Source organism: Rhizobium sp. NLR22b, from assembly GCF_019685295.1.
Lineage (GTDB): Bacteria > Pseudomonadota > Alphaproteobacteria > Rhizobiales > Rhizobiaceae > Rhizobium.
This window is the reverse complement of sequence record NZ_JABDWM010000014.1, coordinates 15,415-31,459: the sequence shown is the minus strand read 5'-3', so window position 1 is coordinate 31,459 and position 16,045 is coordinate 15,415. Positions and strand designations below refer to the sequence as shown.

Below are 16,045 nucleotides of genomic sequence, written 5' to 3'. Positions count from 1 at the left end.
GTCTCCTTCTATCCGGCAGTTGATTTGCCCCACCGGCTCATGCAAAACAAGCCCCGAAGCTTTGCGGCATGCCGTCGCGCCGCTCCGCGCTACCCACACAAGAGATAAACAATGCCCGTCCGCCTCCGCAAATTCATCGGCACGATCATTATCATCGTGCTTGTGCTCGTCTACGCACTGGTGGCGAACACGATCGCGGTGGTGACGCTCGGCAACGCCCCCTGGTGGGGGCACCTGCTCTACTTCTTGCTGACCGGCCTGCTTTGGGTATTGCCGGCAATGGTCATCATCAAGTGGATGGCCGGACCGCGGCAGCAGTAGACCATTAACGGCCGAATAACCGTGATCGGCGGAAAACCTCGTCGATGGGCGGCGATTAAACCAAATATACGTCCTGCACACCTACTTTCCCGTTCAGCATTTTGACCGGAGAGTTCCCGTGCAGACGCAAAAGCTCGATTTTGATGAACAGTCGTCGGACGATGGCGCGCTGGCCGAGATGGCGATTTCACGCCTACGCCAGACGAGCATGAAACTTGCCATGGCGAAAATCGACATTACGGTTTTTGACGCGATGGAGCCATTGGAGGATGATTGGCGGGCTCTGGAGACCGATGATCTCCATTCGCTTCATCAGAGCTATGATTGGTGCGCTGCCTGGGTCAATGCCTTTCGCCAGCCGCTGGCGATCCTCAAAGGCACCTATGCCGGGGAGACGGCCTTCATTCTGCCGATCGAGATCGTCAGATCCCGCGGATTGGCCGTCGCAAAGTTCATCGCTGCCGATCACAGCAATATCAATACCGGTCTGTTCTCCGGCAATTTTGCTGAAAGTGGCGGCAGCATCGATGCGGAGAAGTTCGCGGCGCAGCTTCGGCAGGCCTTAAAGGGCCATGCCGATCTGCTGCTGCTGCAAAACCTTCCGCTGGAATGGCGCGGGAGGCAGACCCCACTCACCGGACTGCCGATCGTGCAAAACCAGAACCACGCCTATCAATTGCCGTTCCTCTCCAATTTCGAGGAGACGCTGAAGCAGCTCAACGCCAAAAGCCGGCGTAAGAAATTCCGCGTTCAATCGAGGCGTCTGGAGGCGGCCGGCGGCGTCGAACACACCATCCCGGAAACATCGGAAGAACAGCACCGCCTGCTCGATATCTTCTTCCGCCTGAAGAGTATTCGCTTCGCCAGCCTTGGCCTGCCCGACGTCTTTGCCGATCGGGAAACACAGGCCTTCCTGCACGGCCTCATCGGTAAGCGGGATGATGCGAGACAGTATCTCGGCCTGCAGATGCATGCGCTGCGGCTGAAGGGCGAGAACAAGGACCGGATCGCTGCGGTCTCGGGCATTTCGCGCAAGGGTGATCACGTCATCTGCCAGTTCGGGGCGATCGACGAAGATCTTGCGCCCGATACCAGCCCCGGCGAATTCCTCTATTGGCAAACCATTTCCGGACTGCACGGCAAAGGCGTCGCGCTGTTCGATTTTGGCCTCGGCGATCAGACCTACAAACGATCCTGGGCGCCGGTTGAGACCGCTCATTACGACGTGGTGCTGCCGGTTTCGCCATTTGGCCTCGCCGCCGGCGCGGCACACCGGATCGTTACCCGGAGCAAGGCGCATATCAAGGCGCGGCCGAAGCTCTATAAATTCGCCCAGGGCATCCGCGCACGGATTGGCTGAGCGTTCTTGGTCTTGCGCATGTCGTTCTTCGCAAAACCGCTGCACAGTTTTGCGTGACATGCTTCAGGCGGCCTGGCCGAGCGCCTGCTCGTCCACTTGGCCGCCCGACATCAGCACGACGCGGTCATAGCCCGCCGCCTGGAATTCCGTCATCAGGGCAACGAAGATCGTCTCCTCTAGCCGCGGTAGGGAGAGGATAATTTCAACATCCCGGCTGCGCGTGAGCCGCGAGACGCCTGCAACGTCGGCCGCACCGCATTCGACCACCACGAGGTCGTAGGCGGCGGCGAGCGCATCGAGCAGCAGCGACAGCCGGTCGACACCGCGCATGGCGCGGCGCACGTCGCTCTGACCCTGCGGGATCAGATGAGCATCGGAAAGACGATCGCTGTGGATCGTGTCGCCGAAGGCCGCCTCGCCGCACAGCAGATCGGTGATGCCAGCCGCGACCTGGTTCTCGGCCATCAGTTCTGTGGGATAGCCGGAGCCGGTCATATCAATCAGAATGACGCGGCGGCCGGCATCGGCGAGCATGCGCGTCAACGAAACCGTCGCCGCCGAACCGTTATCACCAGTTGGAGATATGACGATTGCCAGCGGCGCCCGGCTGCCCGTGAGGTAGTCCGCAACGGAGGCAATGGAAAATTCATGGTCGTCCTCCGGCGCCTCTTCGGCGGCCGCCGTTTCTTCGATCATATCCTTTCCGTCATCCTCCGTGACAACGGCGAGCATGCTCGGCTGGACGGGCCTTCCGGCGGCCGGTGCTGCCTGCGGCACATCCTTGTCTCCGACGACCGTTTCCGCCTCGACCGCGTCACGGGACGCATCGACAGCACGAAGCGCCCGACCGCTGAAGAGTTCGGCGAGCATGGTGACGATGGCGCTCAGGATCAGCGTTGCGACGGCCGCGACGACGACGATCGGAACCACCTTCGGGAAATAGGGATCGACCGGCTCGATGGCCCGGGAAACGATACGGGCGTCAGCCGGGCTGGAATTGCTGTCGGCGCGCGAGGCGGCCTCGCGGTAGCGCACCAGATAGGTTTCGAGCAGCTGGCGCTGGGCGTTTGCCTCGCGCTCGAGCGCGTTGAGGCCGACCTCGTCTTCGCCGGCGCGGGCGCTGTTAGCCTGTACCGCGTCCTTCTGGCGCTCGAGCTCGCTTGCGCGGAGGTCGGCAACTTTCGCCTCATTTTCGATGCTGGCCAGAATCTTCTGCGTCTCCTGGCGGATTTGGCCGCGAATATCGGAGAGCTGGGCGCGCAGACTCTTCAGCCTCGGATGACTGTTGAGAAGGCTGGTCTGCAGATCTGATATTTGCGACTGCAGGCCCGATTCCGTAGCCTTCAGCCGCTGGATCGCCTGGGAAGACATGATGTCAGGCAGCGTATCGGAGGCTTCGCCCGATGACAGCGCATTGCGCACCGCCTGCGCCCTCGCCTCGGCATTGGCCTTGTCGCCCCGTACGCGGGTGAGTTCTGCGGAGATGTCATTAAGCTGCTGGGCGGGAAATGTGGTCGTGCCGTTCGTTTGCAGCAGACCGTGGGTGGTGCGATACTCGGCAACCTTCTTCTCGGCATCGCTGACCTTCTTCCGCAGGTTTTCGATCTCCGGCTCGAGCCAACGCGTCGCTTCCGAATTGGAAGCGAGCTTGGCGCCGCTCTGGGTGGAAAGGTAGACATTCGCCATGGCGTTCGGGATGGCGGCGGCGAGCTTCGGATCCTTCGACGTGAAGTTGATGCCGATGACGCGCGAACCCGGCACCTGATAGACCTGCAGCCGCTCGACAAAAGCATCGATTACTCGTTCTTCCGGCGGGTTCTCCATCGGATTCTTCTTCAGATGCAGATTCACGAGGATGCTGCTCATCGCCGAGCCGTTGGCGGCATCGTCGAATTCCGGCAGATTGTAGAGCTTCAGGTCGTTGATCACCTTCTTGAGGAGATCGGCCGATTGCAGGAGCTGCACCTGGCTGGCGATATTCAGCTCGTCCATCAGCGGCCCGCCGCCGGCTTCGTTCGCCTGCTGGGTACTGGCGAAGGCTGGCGCGCGGGGTTCGATGAGGATGCGTGTTTCGCTGCGATATTGCGGCGAGATGATCTTGGCGCCGGCAAAGGCGACGCCGACCGCCGCAAGCGTGATCGTCAAAATCCTGAGCCGGCGCGCCCACACGGCGCGAACCAACTGGCCGAGGTCGATGTCCACATCCTGATCACGCACTACCCCGGACATGCTCTTACTCCACAACAAAGGTGCCGCAAGCGTAAACGACCATGGTAACGCAACGGTTAATTCGATCTCGCCAAGAAATAGAGGAGATCGGCAAAGAATTGGGGGATTGCCATGCGCCTTTTACCGGGTATTAACCCTAACGGATCGATAACGGCTGCACCGAGTTCATTTTCTGTGAGCACAAGCGGATGTCTGTCGCCCCGCCTAAGATCCTTTTGGCCCTGAGCCTTGCAGCCATGACGGCGGCATTGGGCGGCTGCACGACGTACAAGCCGGCTCCGAAAGCCTTCAACGAGGCAACCATCCAGCCCTATACGCTTGATAGCGGCGATCGGCTGCGCATCACCGTCTTCGACCAGCAGAGCCTAACCAATACCTACACGGTGGACCAGGCCGGTTACATCGCCTTCCCCCTCATCGGTCAGGTCCCTGCCCGCGGCCGAACCCTCCAGCAACTCTCAGGGCAGATCGCCCAGAAACTGCAGCAGGGCTATCTTCGCGATCCCGATGTCACCATCGACGTCGACCGTTACCGTTCGATCTTCATCATGGGCGAAGTCGGCCAGCCCGGCCAATATGCCTATGTTCCGGGCATGACCGTGCAGAATGCCATCGCCGTTGCCGGCGGCTTCTCCAGCCGCGCCAACCAAAGCATGGTCGATGTCACCCGCAAGATAAACGGACAGGTGCTGACCGGCCGCATCAATATATCCGGCCCGATCATCGCGGGCGACACGATCTACGTTCGCGAACGGCTCTTCTGAGCAATGGCAAGAGAGAGGCCGCTCCGCATTCTTCACTGCTTCAGATCGCCGGTCGGCGGAATTTTCCGCCATGTCCGCGACCTGGTCGAGGAACACAGCAAGGCCGGGCATCACATCGGCATTCTCTGCGACAGCTCGACCGGCGGCGAGCACGAGGACAGATTGTTCGACGATATCCGCCCATATCTGTCGCTCGGCCTGACGCGCGTCCCGATCCGCCGCTCGGTCAGCCCGTCCGATATCGCGACGATGTGGGATACGTACAAGAAGATTAAAAGTTTGCGGCCGGATGTGCTGCACGGGCACGGCGCCAAGGGCGGCGTGCTCGCGCGACTTGCCGGCTCAGCCCTGCGGGTGAACAGGTATCGCGTAGCCCGCCTCTATACCGCGCATGGCGGAAGCCTGCATTATTCGCGCTCCTCATTCACAGGACAGTTCGTCCTCAGGATGGAGCGCCTGCAGGAATATTTCACCGATGCGCTGGTCTTCATCTGCGAATACGAGCGCGACACCTATGCCCGCAAGGTGGGCAAGCCGCGGACGAAGACGAAACTGATCTATAACGGCATCGGAGAGCGTGAATTCGAGCCGATCCACACCCGGTCGGATGCCGTGCATTTCATCTATGTCGGGATGCTTCGGGACCTCAAGGGTCCCGATCTGTTTGTCGATGCCTTCGCCAAGACCGAGCGGCTGCTCGGCAGGCCGCTTTCGGCATTGATGATCGGCGACGGACCTGACCGCGACCGCTATCGCGAGATGATGATCGAACGCGGCCTCGGAAAACGGATCGGCATGCTGCCGGCAATGCGTATCCACGAAGCCTTTGCCATGGCGCAAAATCTCGTCGTCCCGTCTCGCGCCGAAGCGATGCCCTATATCGTGCTCGAAGGGCTGGGGGCCGGCAAAACGATCATAGCCAGCCGCGTCGGCGGCATTCCCGAGGTGCTCGGCAAGGACAGTCCGGCTCTTGTAGAGCCCGGCAATTCCGACGATCTCGCTCGCGTCATGGCGGAAGCGCTCAGCACGCCCGGCTGGCACACCAGAACTATGCCGTCGCATGAGGCAGTTAAGGCCGTGTTTTCCTCGACCGTGATGGCGCGGGATGTCCTGCAATTATACCATGAGCTCGTCAGTCCCGCCGCCGAACAAGCAGTGTTCGTTACCCCGTAAATATTTCTTAGGGGCTTTCTGGTATTTCGCTTGCTGACAACGAGCGACAAAACCCCATGAACAAATTGGAAAAAAGCGATCAATTCGACGTGGAAGCGCTGCGCAAGCAAATTTCCGACATCGAGGCGCGCGGCGACGCAGGTCAGGCCCACTCCGCCGACCCGATCGAAATTAACCCCTATGCCCGGCAGATCGCCGAACAGTTCCGCGACGGCACTCGTTCGCCTGTCATTATTATCGGCCAATTGCGGCTCCTGGAATTCCTGGCGCTCTTTTCGATTGCCCTGATCGTCCGCTACTTCTGGCCGGGCGACGGCAGCGATCCCTTGCTGGTCCGGACGGGCATGGCAGCGATTGCTTCGGCCTCGACCGTCATCGCCCTGCAGCTTGCCGACACCTACACCATTCCCGCACTCCGGGCGAAGCTACGGCTGATGCCCCGCATTCTCGCCTCCTGGACGATTGCGCTTGTCCTCACGATCGGCCTGTTCGCGCTCATTCGTGGCACCACATGGGCGATGGTCGATGCCTATGTCCCATGGTTCACCGTCGGCGTGCTCTTTCTCGCGGCCGAGCGTTTCCTTGTCGCCTACGGCATCCGTAACTGGGCGCGCAACGGCATCATGGAGCGGCGCGCTGTCATCGTCGGCGGCGGCGAACCGGCCAAGGAGCTGATCCGCATCCTCGAACAACAGGCCGACAACGACATTCGCATCTGCGGCATCTTCGACGACCGCGGCGAGAAGCGCTCACCGATCATGGTCGCCGGTTACCCAAAGCTCGGCACCGTGGCGGAACTCGTCGAATTCGTGCGGCTGACGCGCATCGACATGTTGATCATCGCCCTGCCGCTTTCGGCCGAAGCCCGCATCTTCGATCTCCTGAAGAAGCTCTGGGTCCTGCCGGTCGATATCCGGCTTGCGGCGCACGCCAACCGGCTGCGCTTCCGGCCACGCGCCTATTCGCATGTCGGCGCTGTGCCGATGCTCGACATTTTCAAGATGCCGATCCGCGACTGGGATTCCGTCGCCAAACGCGGCTTCGACATCTTTTTCACTCTGGTCGCGCTTGCGCTGCTCTGGCCGCTGATGGCCGCAACCGCGATCGCCATCAAGGCGACCTCGGAAGGTCCTGTCTTCTTCATGCAGAAGCGTCATGGCTTCAACAACGAAGTCATCAATGTCTTCAAGTTCCGCTCGATGTACACCAACATGGCCGACCCCTCAGGCAAGGCCGCGGTGACCAAGGGCGATCCGCGCGTCACCCGTGTCGGAAGGTTCATCCGCAAGACCTCGATCGACGAGCTGCCGCAGCTTTTCAACGTGCTGCGGGGGGAGCTCTCGCTGGTCGGTCCGCGTCCCCATGCGGTTCTTGCACAGGCGCGCGACCGCGCCTTCGCTGATGTCGTCGAAGGCTATTTCGCCCGCCACCGCGTCAAGCCTGGTGTGACCGGTTGGGCGCAGATCAACGGCTGGCGCGGCGAGGTCGATAACGATGAGAAAATCAAGTTCCGCACGGCCTACGATCTCTATTATATCGAGAACTGGTCGCTCTGGTTCGATCTCAAAATCCTGTTCCTGACGCCGATCCGGCTGCTCAACACGGAAAACGCCTATTGAGCGCGATCCAGGCGACATATTCGCGCGTCGCCCAGCCGCAGCGGGCAACGCTGCGGCTGATCGGCTCCGCCTTCGTCGCTTTCGGTGTTTTCCTTTCCGGCTTCGTCATCGATGAGCCGGCGCCCTATGAACTCTGGATGGCGGGGCTGATCGGCCTCTGGTTCATCCTGGGTCTCAGGATTTCGCGCAGCGTCGCGCCGTTGCTTGCCCTTCTGCTCACTTTCAATCTCGGTGGCATGCTGTCGCTGACGCAGATGAAGGATCTTGCGACGGCGCCGATGTATATCGCTGTCTCGACCTTCCTGGCGCTGACCGCGGTTTTCTACGGGGCAATCATCGAGGACAGCCATAAGCGGCTGCCGCTGATCTTCAACGCCTGGAGCCTGGCTGCCGTCGTCACGTCGGCGCTTGGCGTACTCGGCTATTTCCACGCCTTTCCCGGCTCGGAAGTGTTCACTCTCTATGACCGCGCCAAAGGCGCATTCCAGGATCCGAACGTCTTCGGCCCCTTCCTGGTGCCGCCGTCGCTCCATCTCATCCACGGCATTCTGGTCGGCGATCTGAAGAAATCGCCGTTGAAGGCAGCCGCCCTTCTCGTGATTGCCCTCGGCATCTTCCTCTCCTTTTCCCGCGCCGCCTGGGGTCTCTTTGCGCTCGGCGTGGTGCTCCTGATTTTCATCATGCTGCTGAAGGAGCGCAGCGGCGCCTTCCGCTTGCGGGTGCTGATCCTGTCACTGGCGGCGATCGTCATGCTGGTCGCATCGCTGCTCGTGGCGCTGCAGATTCCGAAGGTCGCTGAGCTGTTTTCAACACGCGCTCAGCTGGTGCAGCAGTATGACGGCGAACATCTCGGCCGCTTCGAGCGCCACAGGATCGGTTTCACCATGATGATGGAGCGCCCGCTCGGCATCGGTCCGCTCGTGTTCGGCACCATGTTTCCCGAGGACGAGCATAACATCTGGCTGAAGTCGCTCACCTCCTATGGCTGGCTCGGCTTCGTCAGCTATGTCGGAATGCTCCTCTGGACGCTCATCCTGGGTTTCCGGAACCTGCTTCACGACCGGCCGTGGCAACCCTTCCTGATGATTGCCTGGATCTCCGTTCTCGGCCATGCGACGATCGGCAATGTTATCGACATCGACCACTGGCGCCATGTCTATCTGCTCTTCGGCACGGTCTGGGGCTGCGCGGCGCTGGAAGCGCGTCACAGGCGCGGCCGAATGCCCGGAGGAATGGCGTAGTCATGCCGCATTATGGCGGGCTATTTCGTCGCGCCGGCCGTCAAACCGGCGATAAACCGCCGCTGGAAAACGAGATAGGTCAGGATGAGTGGGGCAATGACAATGACCGCACCGGCGGTCAGAACCGGCGTGTTGACAGTATAACGTCCCTGGAAAAACAGCATGCCGAGGGGCAGTGTCCGATAGGCATCGTCGTTCACCAGAATGAAGGGGATCAGAAACTCGTTCCAGGTCCAGATGAACAGGAAGAGCGCCAGTGTCGACATTGCCGGCATCATCAGCGGAACGACGATCTTGCGCAAAATATAGAAGCGCCCGGCACCATCGAGAACGGCCGCTTCCAGAATTTCTTCTGGCAATTGCTGCATCGCGCTGGCAAGGAAGATCGTCGAGAATGGGATCGACATCGCGATCTGGGGCACAATGACGGCCGCATAGGTGTTGATCAACCCGAGATACCGCATTTCATAATAAAGCGGAATGATGAAGGCCTCCGCCGGCACCATCATGCCGAGCGTCAGGATAGCGAACAGGCTGCGCCTGAGCGGAAAGGACAGATAAGCAAAGGCAAAACCCGTCAGCAGGCCCAGAAAGACGCTTGCCGCGACGACGGGAATGACAACGATGATCGAATTCCAGAAGTAGATGTTGAAATGGCCGGCGTTCCAGGCATCGAGGTAATTTTCGAAATGCGGATATGCCGGGAGCGCGAACGCGCCCTGCAGAACGTCGGCCTTGCTCTTGATCGAGGTGAGCAGCAGAAGCAGGAACGGCGTAATCGTTACGAATGCAAGAAGCCAGAGGACAAGGCGAAGGAAGAGCGGGGCAGCGGGAATGTTGGACTTGCGGCTCATCAAGCCATTCCTTTACTTTTTGAGCCCACCAGCCGGTGAATTGCAAAATTGATGGCGAATGTCAGCAGCGCGCCGACAATGGCGATGGCCGCCGCCGCGCCAAACCGATTGAGCTCGAAACCGAGCTGGTACATGTAGATATTCGGCACGAGCGTGGCATTGGCGGGCCCGCCGCGGGTCATTGTGAAAATCAGGTCGAAACTTTTGATCGACGCGATAACCGTCAGCAGCAAAACCACCCTGATCTCCGGCATGAGAAGCGGCAGCGTTATCCAGACAAACGTCTTTCGCGCCGAAGCACCATCGACCTTCGCAGCATCAAAGAGCGAGGGATCGATGCGCTGGATTCCCGTGAGGAAGATCACCATGCAAAAACCGAAGAAATACCAGGTGGCAACGATCCCGACCGCGGGAAGCACGAAGTTGAAATCTCCCAGCCAAGGGAGTGCGAACATGCCCAAGCCCACCGCTCTCAAAAACTGGTTGAACGGACCGAATGCAGGATTGTAGAGCCATGCCCAGATGATGCCCAACACGGCAGTCGGCATGATATATGGGAGGAACAGGAATGTCCGCAGGGCGAGTTGTTCCCGTTGCTTCAGATTCCAGACGCAGGCGGCAAGACCTATGCCGAGCCCGAGCGGCAGGACGCAATAGAATATCATCAGCTCGGCATTGTTGCGCAAGGCGATGTAAAAACGATCATCGGAAAAGAGATCGATGTAATTGCCGAGGCCAACCCACTTGGGCACGGTCAAGCCGTCCCAACTGGTCAGGCTCAACGCCAAAGCCGCGACAATCGGCCCGAAGACAAAGACCGCGTAAAGCAGCAAACCGGGGAATAGATAGATCCAATTGGTATGTTCGGAGCCATCAAGTGGGGAGCGCTTCATTCCGGTACTCCATGAAGCCAACGCTATCGTCGTCGTGCAGCAAGCCTGAGATCGCGGCGCTGATTTCTTGAGATGATGTCGACGAGACGCAGGCCGCGGACGGTCGCGGCCTGCGTCCGCGCCATTTATTTCTGACCTTTCAGGTAAGCCTGATAATCCTTGTCCATAGCGTCGACAAAGGCTTCAGGCGTGATCTTGCCGGACAGGAGAAGCGGCGTGTTATCGTCGATTGTCTTCAGCATCGTCGGGCTCGACCAATCGGGATAGTGGCCAAGAGCGTCGTTGGCGTTGAGCGTCTTCCACATCTCGATGCCGGAGCTCAGCAGCGGCGTGAGCTTTGGCTTCGCATCCGCCGCAAGCGACGTTGCCGGAAGATAGCTGGCATTGGCCCAGGCTTCGGCAGCTTTTTCCGAAACCATGTAGTCGATATATTCACCGGCCAGGTCCTGCGTTTTCTGATCTTTGGCAAGGCTTGTTATTGCCCAGGCAAGATCCACGCCTCCGACGCTCAGCGGCTTTGTAATGCCTTTCGGGGCAGGAATGGCCATGAAGCCGATATCCTGGTTGTGCTGCATATCACCGAAATACCAGGTTCCCGAGATCAGGAAGGCGCCCTGCCCCGATATGAAAAGCTGAACGGCGTCGTCACCCGAAATGCCTTCGAAACCGGGATAGAAATAGCCGCCCTGCGCCCATTTCTGCACCAGTTTTGCGGATTCGATGTTGCCTTTGGTATTCCAGGAACCGCCCCTGCCGTAAATCAGATCGTCAAGTTCAGCGCGATTGCCCGCGTCGATATGGGCTTGATCGATGGCACCGATCATGTGCAGGGCGAGATGCTGCTTTGCGCTGCCCATCATGAAGGGCGCCACGCCTTTTTCCTTCAGCTTGTCGAGATCGGCCAAAAGCTCCTCGAAGGTCTTCGGCAGTGCTATGCCGGCGTCGTCGAGGATCTTCTTGTTGTAATAGAGGCCGACGATCTCAGCGAGGCCTGATATGCCGTAGGTCTTGCCGACCCCGAACTTTGGCCCATCCCAGCGATCTCGCGCCAGGACGGAATCGGACTGGCGCTTATCCCAGCTGTATTTCTTGATGTAGTCGTCAACCGGCAGGAGCAGTCCTTCCTTGACCATTGCGCCCATATCGCCGGCGCCCTGGTTGACTTTCGTGACGACCGGGCCGTTCCCTGCCGAAACCGCGAGCTTCAGCGTCAACTTCATGTCATCGAAGGTGCGGGCGGTACGCTTGATCGTAACGCCGGGATGCGCAGCCTCGAACTCTTTGTTCAACTGCTCTATGACCGCACTCTGACCTTCGTAGGTCTGGTCATCCCAAACAGCCAGATCGTCAGCCCTGACGGCTGCCGAAAGGCCAAGATTCATAAGCGCTGCACCAGCAAGCGCGACGGCCGTTTTCATTTGAAATGCCGGCAGCATGTTGATCGATTTCACGCTTCTTTTCATCTGCTCCACCTCACTTGGTTTATTCTCCACTCCCCGCTCGAGCCTTGCGCCAGGCGCCGCCGAACGTTTTCTTCCCCCAGAGCTTTGCCTGACCGGCGAATCTGAGGTAATCGTCAGTGCATCAGCTCCTCTCGCGACCCAAAACGACAAAGCGCCACGCAGGAGGTGGCAAAGTGATGGACACCGGTTGCTTCATCCGTCCCGCGACTGAAGCGGATATCGAAGCCTTTTTTGAAATCTGCCTGAAAACCGCGAATGGCGGTCACGATGCCAGCGCTCTCTATAGTGACCCGCGTCTGCCCGGTTACATCTGGTCGGTGCCATATCTCAAGTTCGCCAAAGACTTTGCCTTTGTTCTCGTCCAGCACGACCGACCGGCCGGCTATGTCGTGGCCGCACCCGACACCAGCCGGTTCGATCAGGACTTGGCGGCAAGCTGGTGGCCGCTGGTGCGCCGAGAGGTCGCCGGACTGGCGCCGACCCGTCCGCGCGACGCCGACGTCTTGGAACGAATCCAAAATCCGCGCAGTGGAACGGTCTGGCTTCAGCACCAGTACCCGGCGCATCTCCACATCAACGTCCTTCCCGGCCTTCAGGCAAGCGGCTGGGGACGAAAGATGATCGACACCGAGCTGCAGGCACTTCGAAATCATGGGGTCACGGCCGTGCATCTCGGGGTCGACCCTGCAAACGAACGCGCCAAAGGCTTCTACCGTCACCTTGGCTTTTCCGAATTCGAACGCGATGGCGCCGTCGCCTTTGCTATGCGGATCGATCAGGGATCCCGTTGAAACCGCCGGCGCCAAACCGCTCATGACATCGGCTCCGCATTTGCAGCGTGAAGCCCATATTTCAAAGCGACGGCCGCCGGCATGGCGCTCCAGCCCTGAAGCAGGGAGCCGCGTCCATAAGGCGGCGAGAAATATTCCACTGCGCCTATCCAGCCATTGTCGAGGCAGGTTTCCCACCAGCGTGTCAATGCGTAGCGGGCGCCTCCAAGCCCGTGGCGAAGGCGTTCTTCGGCATAAGCGCCGTCCCAATAAGGCCAGTCCGAGCCGTTATGGTAGCGGTAGGGAAAAGCGGTCTTGGACCGCAAATCACTTTGCCGCTTGAATGGTGGATAGGCGCACATCACACCCCAGCTGCCATAGGGCTGTTCCTGATTGTTGCGCGTTTCAAGTCTGGTTTCGAACGCTCTCAGCAGGCCGACAGCCTTCTCTTCTGAAATAGCACTAAATCGCGATAAGGTCAGGCTGTCGAGAGCCAGATGATCCTCGACAAAAGAGCCAGGCGTTCCGTAGTCGAGATATCCTCCCGTTGCCGGGACGAAGAGCTTGGCTTCGATTTCCCGCCGAGCAAGAATTGCGGTCTTGCGCGCATGTTCGGCAAGGGTCGGATCATGCCCCTCGCCCAGTCTCGCCACCGCATCCATAGCGCCGACGAAAAGGCCGAGATCGTAGGAGACAAAGCCGTCACGGAAGACATTGTCGGCCCAATCTCGGTCGTTGCGCGGCTTCAGCGGCAGAACGCTGTCGGGACCGGCCAGACTGACATAGCGATCCATGATCGCCCTCACTGTCGGCCAATGAAGCTGCACCTCGGCCGCGTCTTTCGTCACGCCGAAATAGTCATCCAGAAAAAGAATGAAGAAAAGCGGACTGTCGAAGTGGTCGCTCCACCAATCCTGCGGACGGTTATGATACTCCGGAACGGCTCTTTTATGGCTTTTGGGATTAGCCTTGCAGTCGGCGACGAAGCGCTGCCAGGCATCCGATTGCGCCGGTCCCGTCAGGATAACTCCGCTCGGGGCCTCTCCGTCGGGCTGTATTCCCTTGGCGAGCAGTCGGATCTCGTCGCGCACCGCCTCCGGAGCAATCGTCAAAAGAGGCTGCGTCGTCCAATAGCCGTCGCGGTAATAGGTCCGCGCCGGAGCGCTATAGGCCTGTCCGGCGGCAAGGCCGGCGAAGGCGCCATTTTCGTCGCGCCTTATGCTGGAAAGGGCCGCATGGATCCCCTGGCTGACCATAGTGCGCATCAGCGGGTCGGCCTCAGGCATCATGTCGCAACGCGCCACATATTCCGCGGCTTGGGTCATAATGGCTTCACTGCTGAGATCGAGCGCTCTCTCGGCTTCGTCTCTCGAGGCGCCGCAGGCAATCCGCAGATCGGCATCTCGAGCTTCCACGATAAGGACGCCCCAGCCCATTTCGAAAATCTTCCGATGACCGCTGCGGAACACCTTCGCTTTCGCGTCTCGCCCATCCGGCTCGTGCCACCAGGCGCAACGGCGCGCTGGATAGACGCCCTGCAGGCTCACTCCATTGATCAGCATCACCGGCAGCGACTGCGCGACGAAAACGCCGCCCTGTTTCGAGACGAGTCGGTTCGGAGCGTAGCTATAGGGGCCGGCGATCGGAGAAAACCGCACACGCCCCAGGCTGCCGGCACCCCAAAGGGCAAGATCGGCATATCCGTCCGGATGAACATCCGCCTGGAGGCGTGGCGCCATTATAGGCAGCAAGACACCGGCGTCGGCTGAAAGCTGCCCGTTGGTCGAGGGCTTAATCATAGACAGGTCCCCGACAGCCGCATTGAGGAACCTGCAGAATGCGAAACGAAGAAACAGCTGAACCAGCCTGAGCCGGTTCCTCTTTGGGCGATCTTGGCGCGTACGCGCCGACCCAGACAATATGTACGGTGCATACTTGTCCTCGACCCTGTTTCAATCGCGCATTTGACAACGCGTTGATCCCAGCCTACAGGCGGCTCCTCTCTTGTCAAGGACGTAGACAAATTGTCGGCTTCCGTGTACTGAACTGGGCTACGGAGATGGGGATTGAGCACTAAACCCATCATTTCGCGATGGTTGAGAACCGGACCGACCTTACATTAGGGATACGCCTCGAACTAATTGGAACGCGCAGCCGGATGGCAACGACGTCGTCTATCGTACAGACTCCCATCGCACGAAAAATCTCGACCAATACGGTGATCCGGACCGTGTTAGCCAAGGGGAAGATCTCTCGCGCCGATATTGCCAAGCTGACAGGCTTGTCGAAACAGACGATTTCCGATGTCGTGCGCGATCTTGAGGATGATGGGTGGCTGAAAGCTGTCGGGCAGACCGATGGTCGTCCCGGCCGGAATGCGATCATCTATGAAATCAACGCAAGAGCGGGCCTGGCTGTCTCCATCGATCTCGGAGGCACCAAGATCGCTGCGGCTATCTGCGATCTGTTGGGTAACGTCGTTGCGGAAACCAAAGTGCCCACTGACCCACGCGGCGGACCGCATCTCGTCAACCAGTTCAGCGACCTGATCACTCAACTCGCGCTTGCGGCGGGGACGACTGCCGACAAGCTGCGTCTCGTCGTTCTCGGCAGTCCCGGCGTCCTCGATCCGGCTACCGGACATATCAACGTCGCGCCGAACATTCCCGGCGTGGACGCAATGGATCTGCGGCAAGCGTTCAGCGACAAGATGGGCATACCGGTGATCATTGAAAATGACGTCAACCTCGCCGCGCAAGGGGAGAGATGGCGGGGTCACGGCATCGAGGTCGGCAATTTCGCTTTCGTGGCGCTTGGGACGGGCGTTGGCATGGGCATTATCGCCAATGGCGCGCTGTTGCGCGGTGCCCGCGGCGCGGCCGGCGAAATCGCCTATCTTCCACTCGGCGGCGATGCTTTCGATCCAGGCGGTTTTACACTGGGAACCTTCGAGAGCGCGGTCGGCAGCGTCGCCATGCTGCGGCGCTATACCGGTTTCGGCGGGCGCAGCGCCTCTACCGTGGCCGACCTCTTCGCTGCGTTCAATGCAGGCGAAACGAGCGCCATCGCCGCAATCGAAGAGACGGCGAGGCTGGTGGCGATCGCTATTGCCACCATCGGAGCAACTCTCGACCCGGAACTGGTGATCACCGGCGGCAGTATCGGTGCAAGGCCGGAGCTCGTAAACGCCATCCGCGCTTTTCTGCCGCGTTGCACCCCTTACCCGCCGCGCATCGAGATCAGCCGATTCGGCAACCGCGCCGCTCTCATGGGAGGCATGGGTATCGCCGTCGAGCGCATGCATGACGATCTGTTCGGTGTAAAATTGCAGGACGCTTGAAGATCGCAGCAGCTCGCA

General features: G+C 59.8%; 13 protein-coding genes. 8 read left to right on the top strand and 5 right to left on the bottom strand.

Translation table 11 applies throughout. The features are described 5' to 3' along the window. Window positions 1-111 precede the first annotated feature (111 nt). Window positions 112-321 carry a DUF2842 domain-containing protein gene (locus HJC00_RS21700; protein WP_210628325.1) on the top strand — a complete coding sequence of 70 codons (210 nt, stop codon included), beginning with the start codon at window positions 112-114 and terminating at the stop codon, window positions 319-321. A 118-nt stretch (window positions 322-439) separates the two neighbouring features. Then, window positions 440-1,681 carry a GNAT family N-acetyltransferase gene (locus HJC00_RS21695; RefSeq protein ID WP_221164584.1) on the top strand — a complete coding sequence of 414 codons (1,242 nt, stop codon included), beginning with the start codon at window positions 440-442 and terminating at the stop codon, window positions 1,679-1,681. A gap of 63 nt (window positions 1,682-1,744) precedes the next feature. On the opposite strand, the gene HJC00_RS21690 is transcribed toward HJC00_RS21695, so the two are convergent. Then, on the bottom strand, window positions 1,745-3,910 hold the full coding sequence (locus HJC00_RS21690) for a GumC family protein (protein ID WP_210628327.1): 2,166 nt from the start codon (window positions 3,908-3,910) through the stop codon (window positions 1,745-1,747). Between the two features lie 188 nt (window positions 3,911-4,098). On the opposite strand from HJC00_RS21690, the gene HJC00_RS21685 reads away from it, so the two are divergent. From HJC00_RS21685 to HJC00_RS21670, 4 genes are read left to right on the top strand one after another with little or no spacing between them, the layout of a single operon-like run. Next, window positions 4,099-4,674: a polysaccharide biosynthesis/export family protein gene (locus HJC00_RS21685; RefSeq protein ID WP_012483394.1), complete on the top strand. Its 576-nt coding sequence runs from the start codon at window positions 4,099-4,101 to the stop codon at window positions 4,672-4,674. Window positions 4,675-4,677: 3 nt separating this feature from the next. After that, on the top strand, window positions 4,678-5,847 hold the full coding sequence (locus tag HJC00_RS21680) for a glycosyltransferase (protein WP_221124397.1): 1,170 nt from the start codon (window positions 4,678-4,680) through the stop codon (window positions 5,845-5,847). A gap of 56 nt (window positions 5,848-5,903) precedes the next feature. Continuing rightward, the gene (locus tag HJC00_RS21675) at window positions 5,904-7,466 is read left to right on the top strand and encodes an undecaprenyl-phosphate glucose phosphotransferase (RefSeq protein WP_210628330.1); all 1,563 of its coding nucleotides are present in this window, start codon (window positions 5,904-5,906) and stop codon (window positions 7,464-7,466) included. Next, entirely contained in the window at window positions 7,463-8,707 is a 1,245-nt protein-coding gene (locus HJC00_RS21670) for an O-antigen ligase (RefSeq protein WP_210628331.1), read from the top strand. The genes HJC00_RS21675 and HJC00_RS21670 overlap by 4 nt, the downstream gene beginning before the upstream one ends. A 20-nt stretch (window positions 8,708-8,727) precedes the next feature. On the opposite strand, the gene HJC00_RS21665 is transcribed toward HJC00_RS21670, so the two are convergent. The 3 genes from HJC00_RS21665 to HJC00_RS21655 all read right to left on the bottom strand — a co-directional run bounded on the left by HJC00_RS21665 (window position 8,728) and on the right by HJC00_RS21655 (window position 11,917). Beyond that, the gene (locus tag HJC00_RS21665) at window positions 8,728-9,561 is read right to left on the bottom strand and encodes a carbohydrate ABC transporter permease (protein WP_210628332.1); all 834 of its coding nucleotides are present in this window, start codon (window positions 9,559-9,561) and stop codon (window positions 8,728-8,730) included. Continuing rightward, a complete protein-coding gene (locus HJC00_RS21660) occupies window positions 9,561-10,454 on the bottom strand; it encodes a carbohydrate ABC transporter permease (RefSeq protein WP_221164583.1) in 894 nt (297 codons plus the stop codon). The genes HJC00_RS21665 and HJC00_RS21660 overlap by 1 nt, the downstream gene beginning before the upstream one ends. A 125-nt stretch (window positions 10,455-10,579) precedes the next feature. Next, window positions 10,580-11,917, bottom strand: coding sequence for an extracellular solute-binding protein (locus tag HJC00_RS21655; RefSeq protein ID WP_221123470.1), 1,338 nt, complete (start codon window positions 11,915-11,917; stop codon window positions 10,580-10,582). 176 nt (window positions 11,918-12,093) lie between these two features. On the opposite strand from HJC00_RS21655, the gene HJC00_RS21650 reads away from it, so the two are divergent. Further along, the gene (locus HJC00_RS21650) at window positions 12,094-12,708 is read left to right on the top strand and encodes a GNAT family N-acetyltransferase (RefSeq protein ID WP_210631653.1); all 615 of its coding nucleotides are present in this window, start codon (window positions 12,094-12,096) and stop codon (window positions 12,706-12,708) included. Window positions 12,709-12,728: 20 nt separating this feature from the next. Here the strand turns inward: HJC00_RS21650 and HJC00_RS21645 are convergent, their stop codons facing one another. Beyond that, window positions 12,729-14,486, bottom strand: a complete 1,758-nt coding sequence (locus HJC00_RS21645; RefSeq protein WP_221123469.1) for a glycogen debranching protein — start codon at window positions 14,484-14,486, stop codon at window positions 12,729-12,731. A gap of 359 nt (window positions 14,487-14,845) precedes the next feature. Between HJC00_RS21645 and HJC00_RS21640 the strand changes: the two genes are divergently transcribed. Further along, complete coding sequence (locus HJC00_RS21640) at window positions 14,846-16,027, top strand: ROK family transcriptional regulator (RefSeq protein WP_221123468.1); 1,182 nt, start codon at window positions 14,846-14,848, stop codon at window positions 16,025-16,027. The last annotated feature ends 18 nt before the right edge of the window (window positions 16,028-16,045 follow it).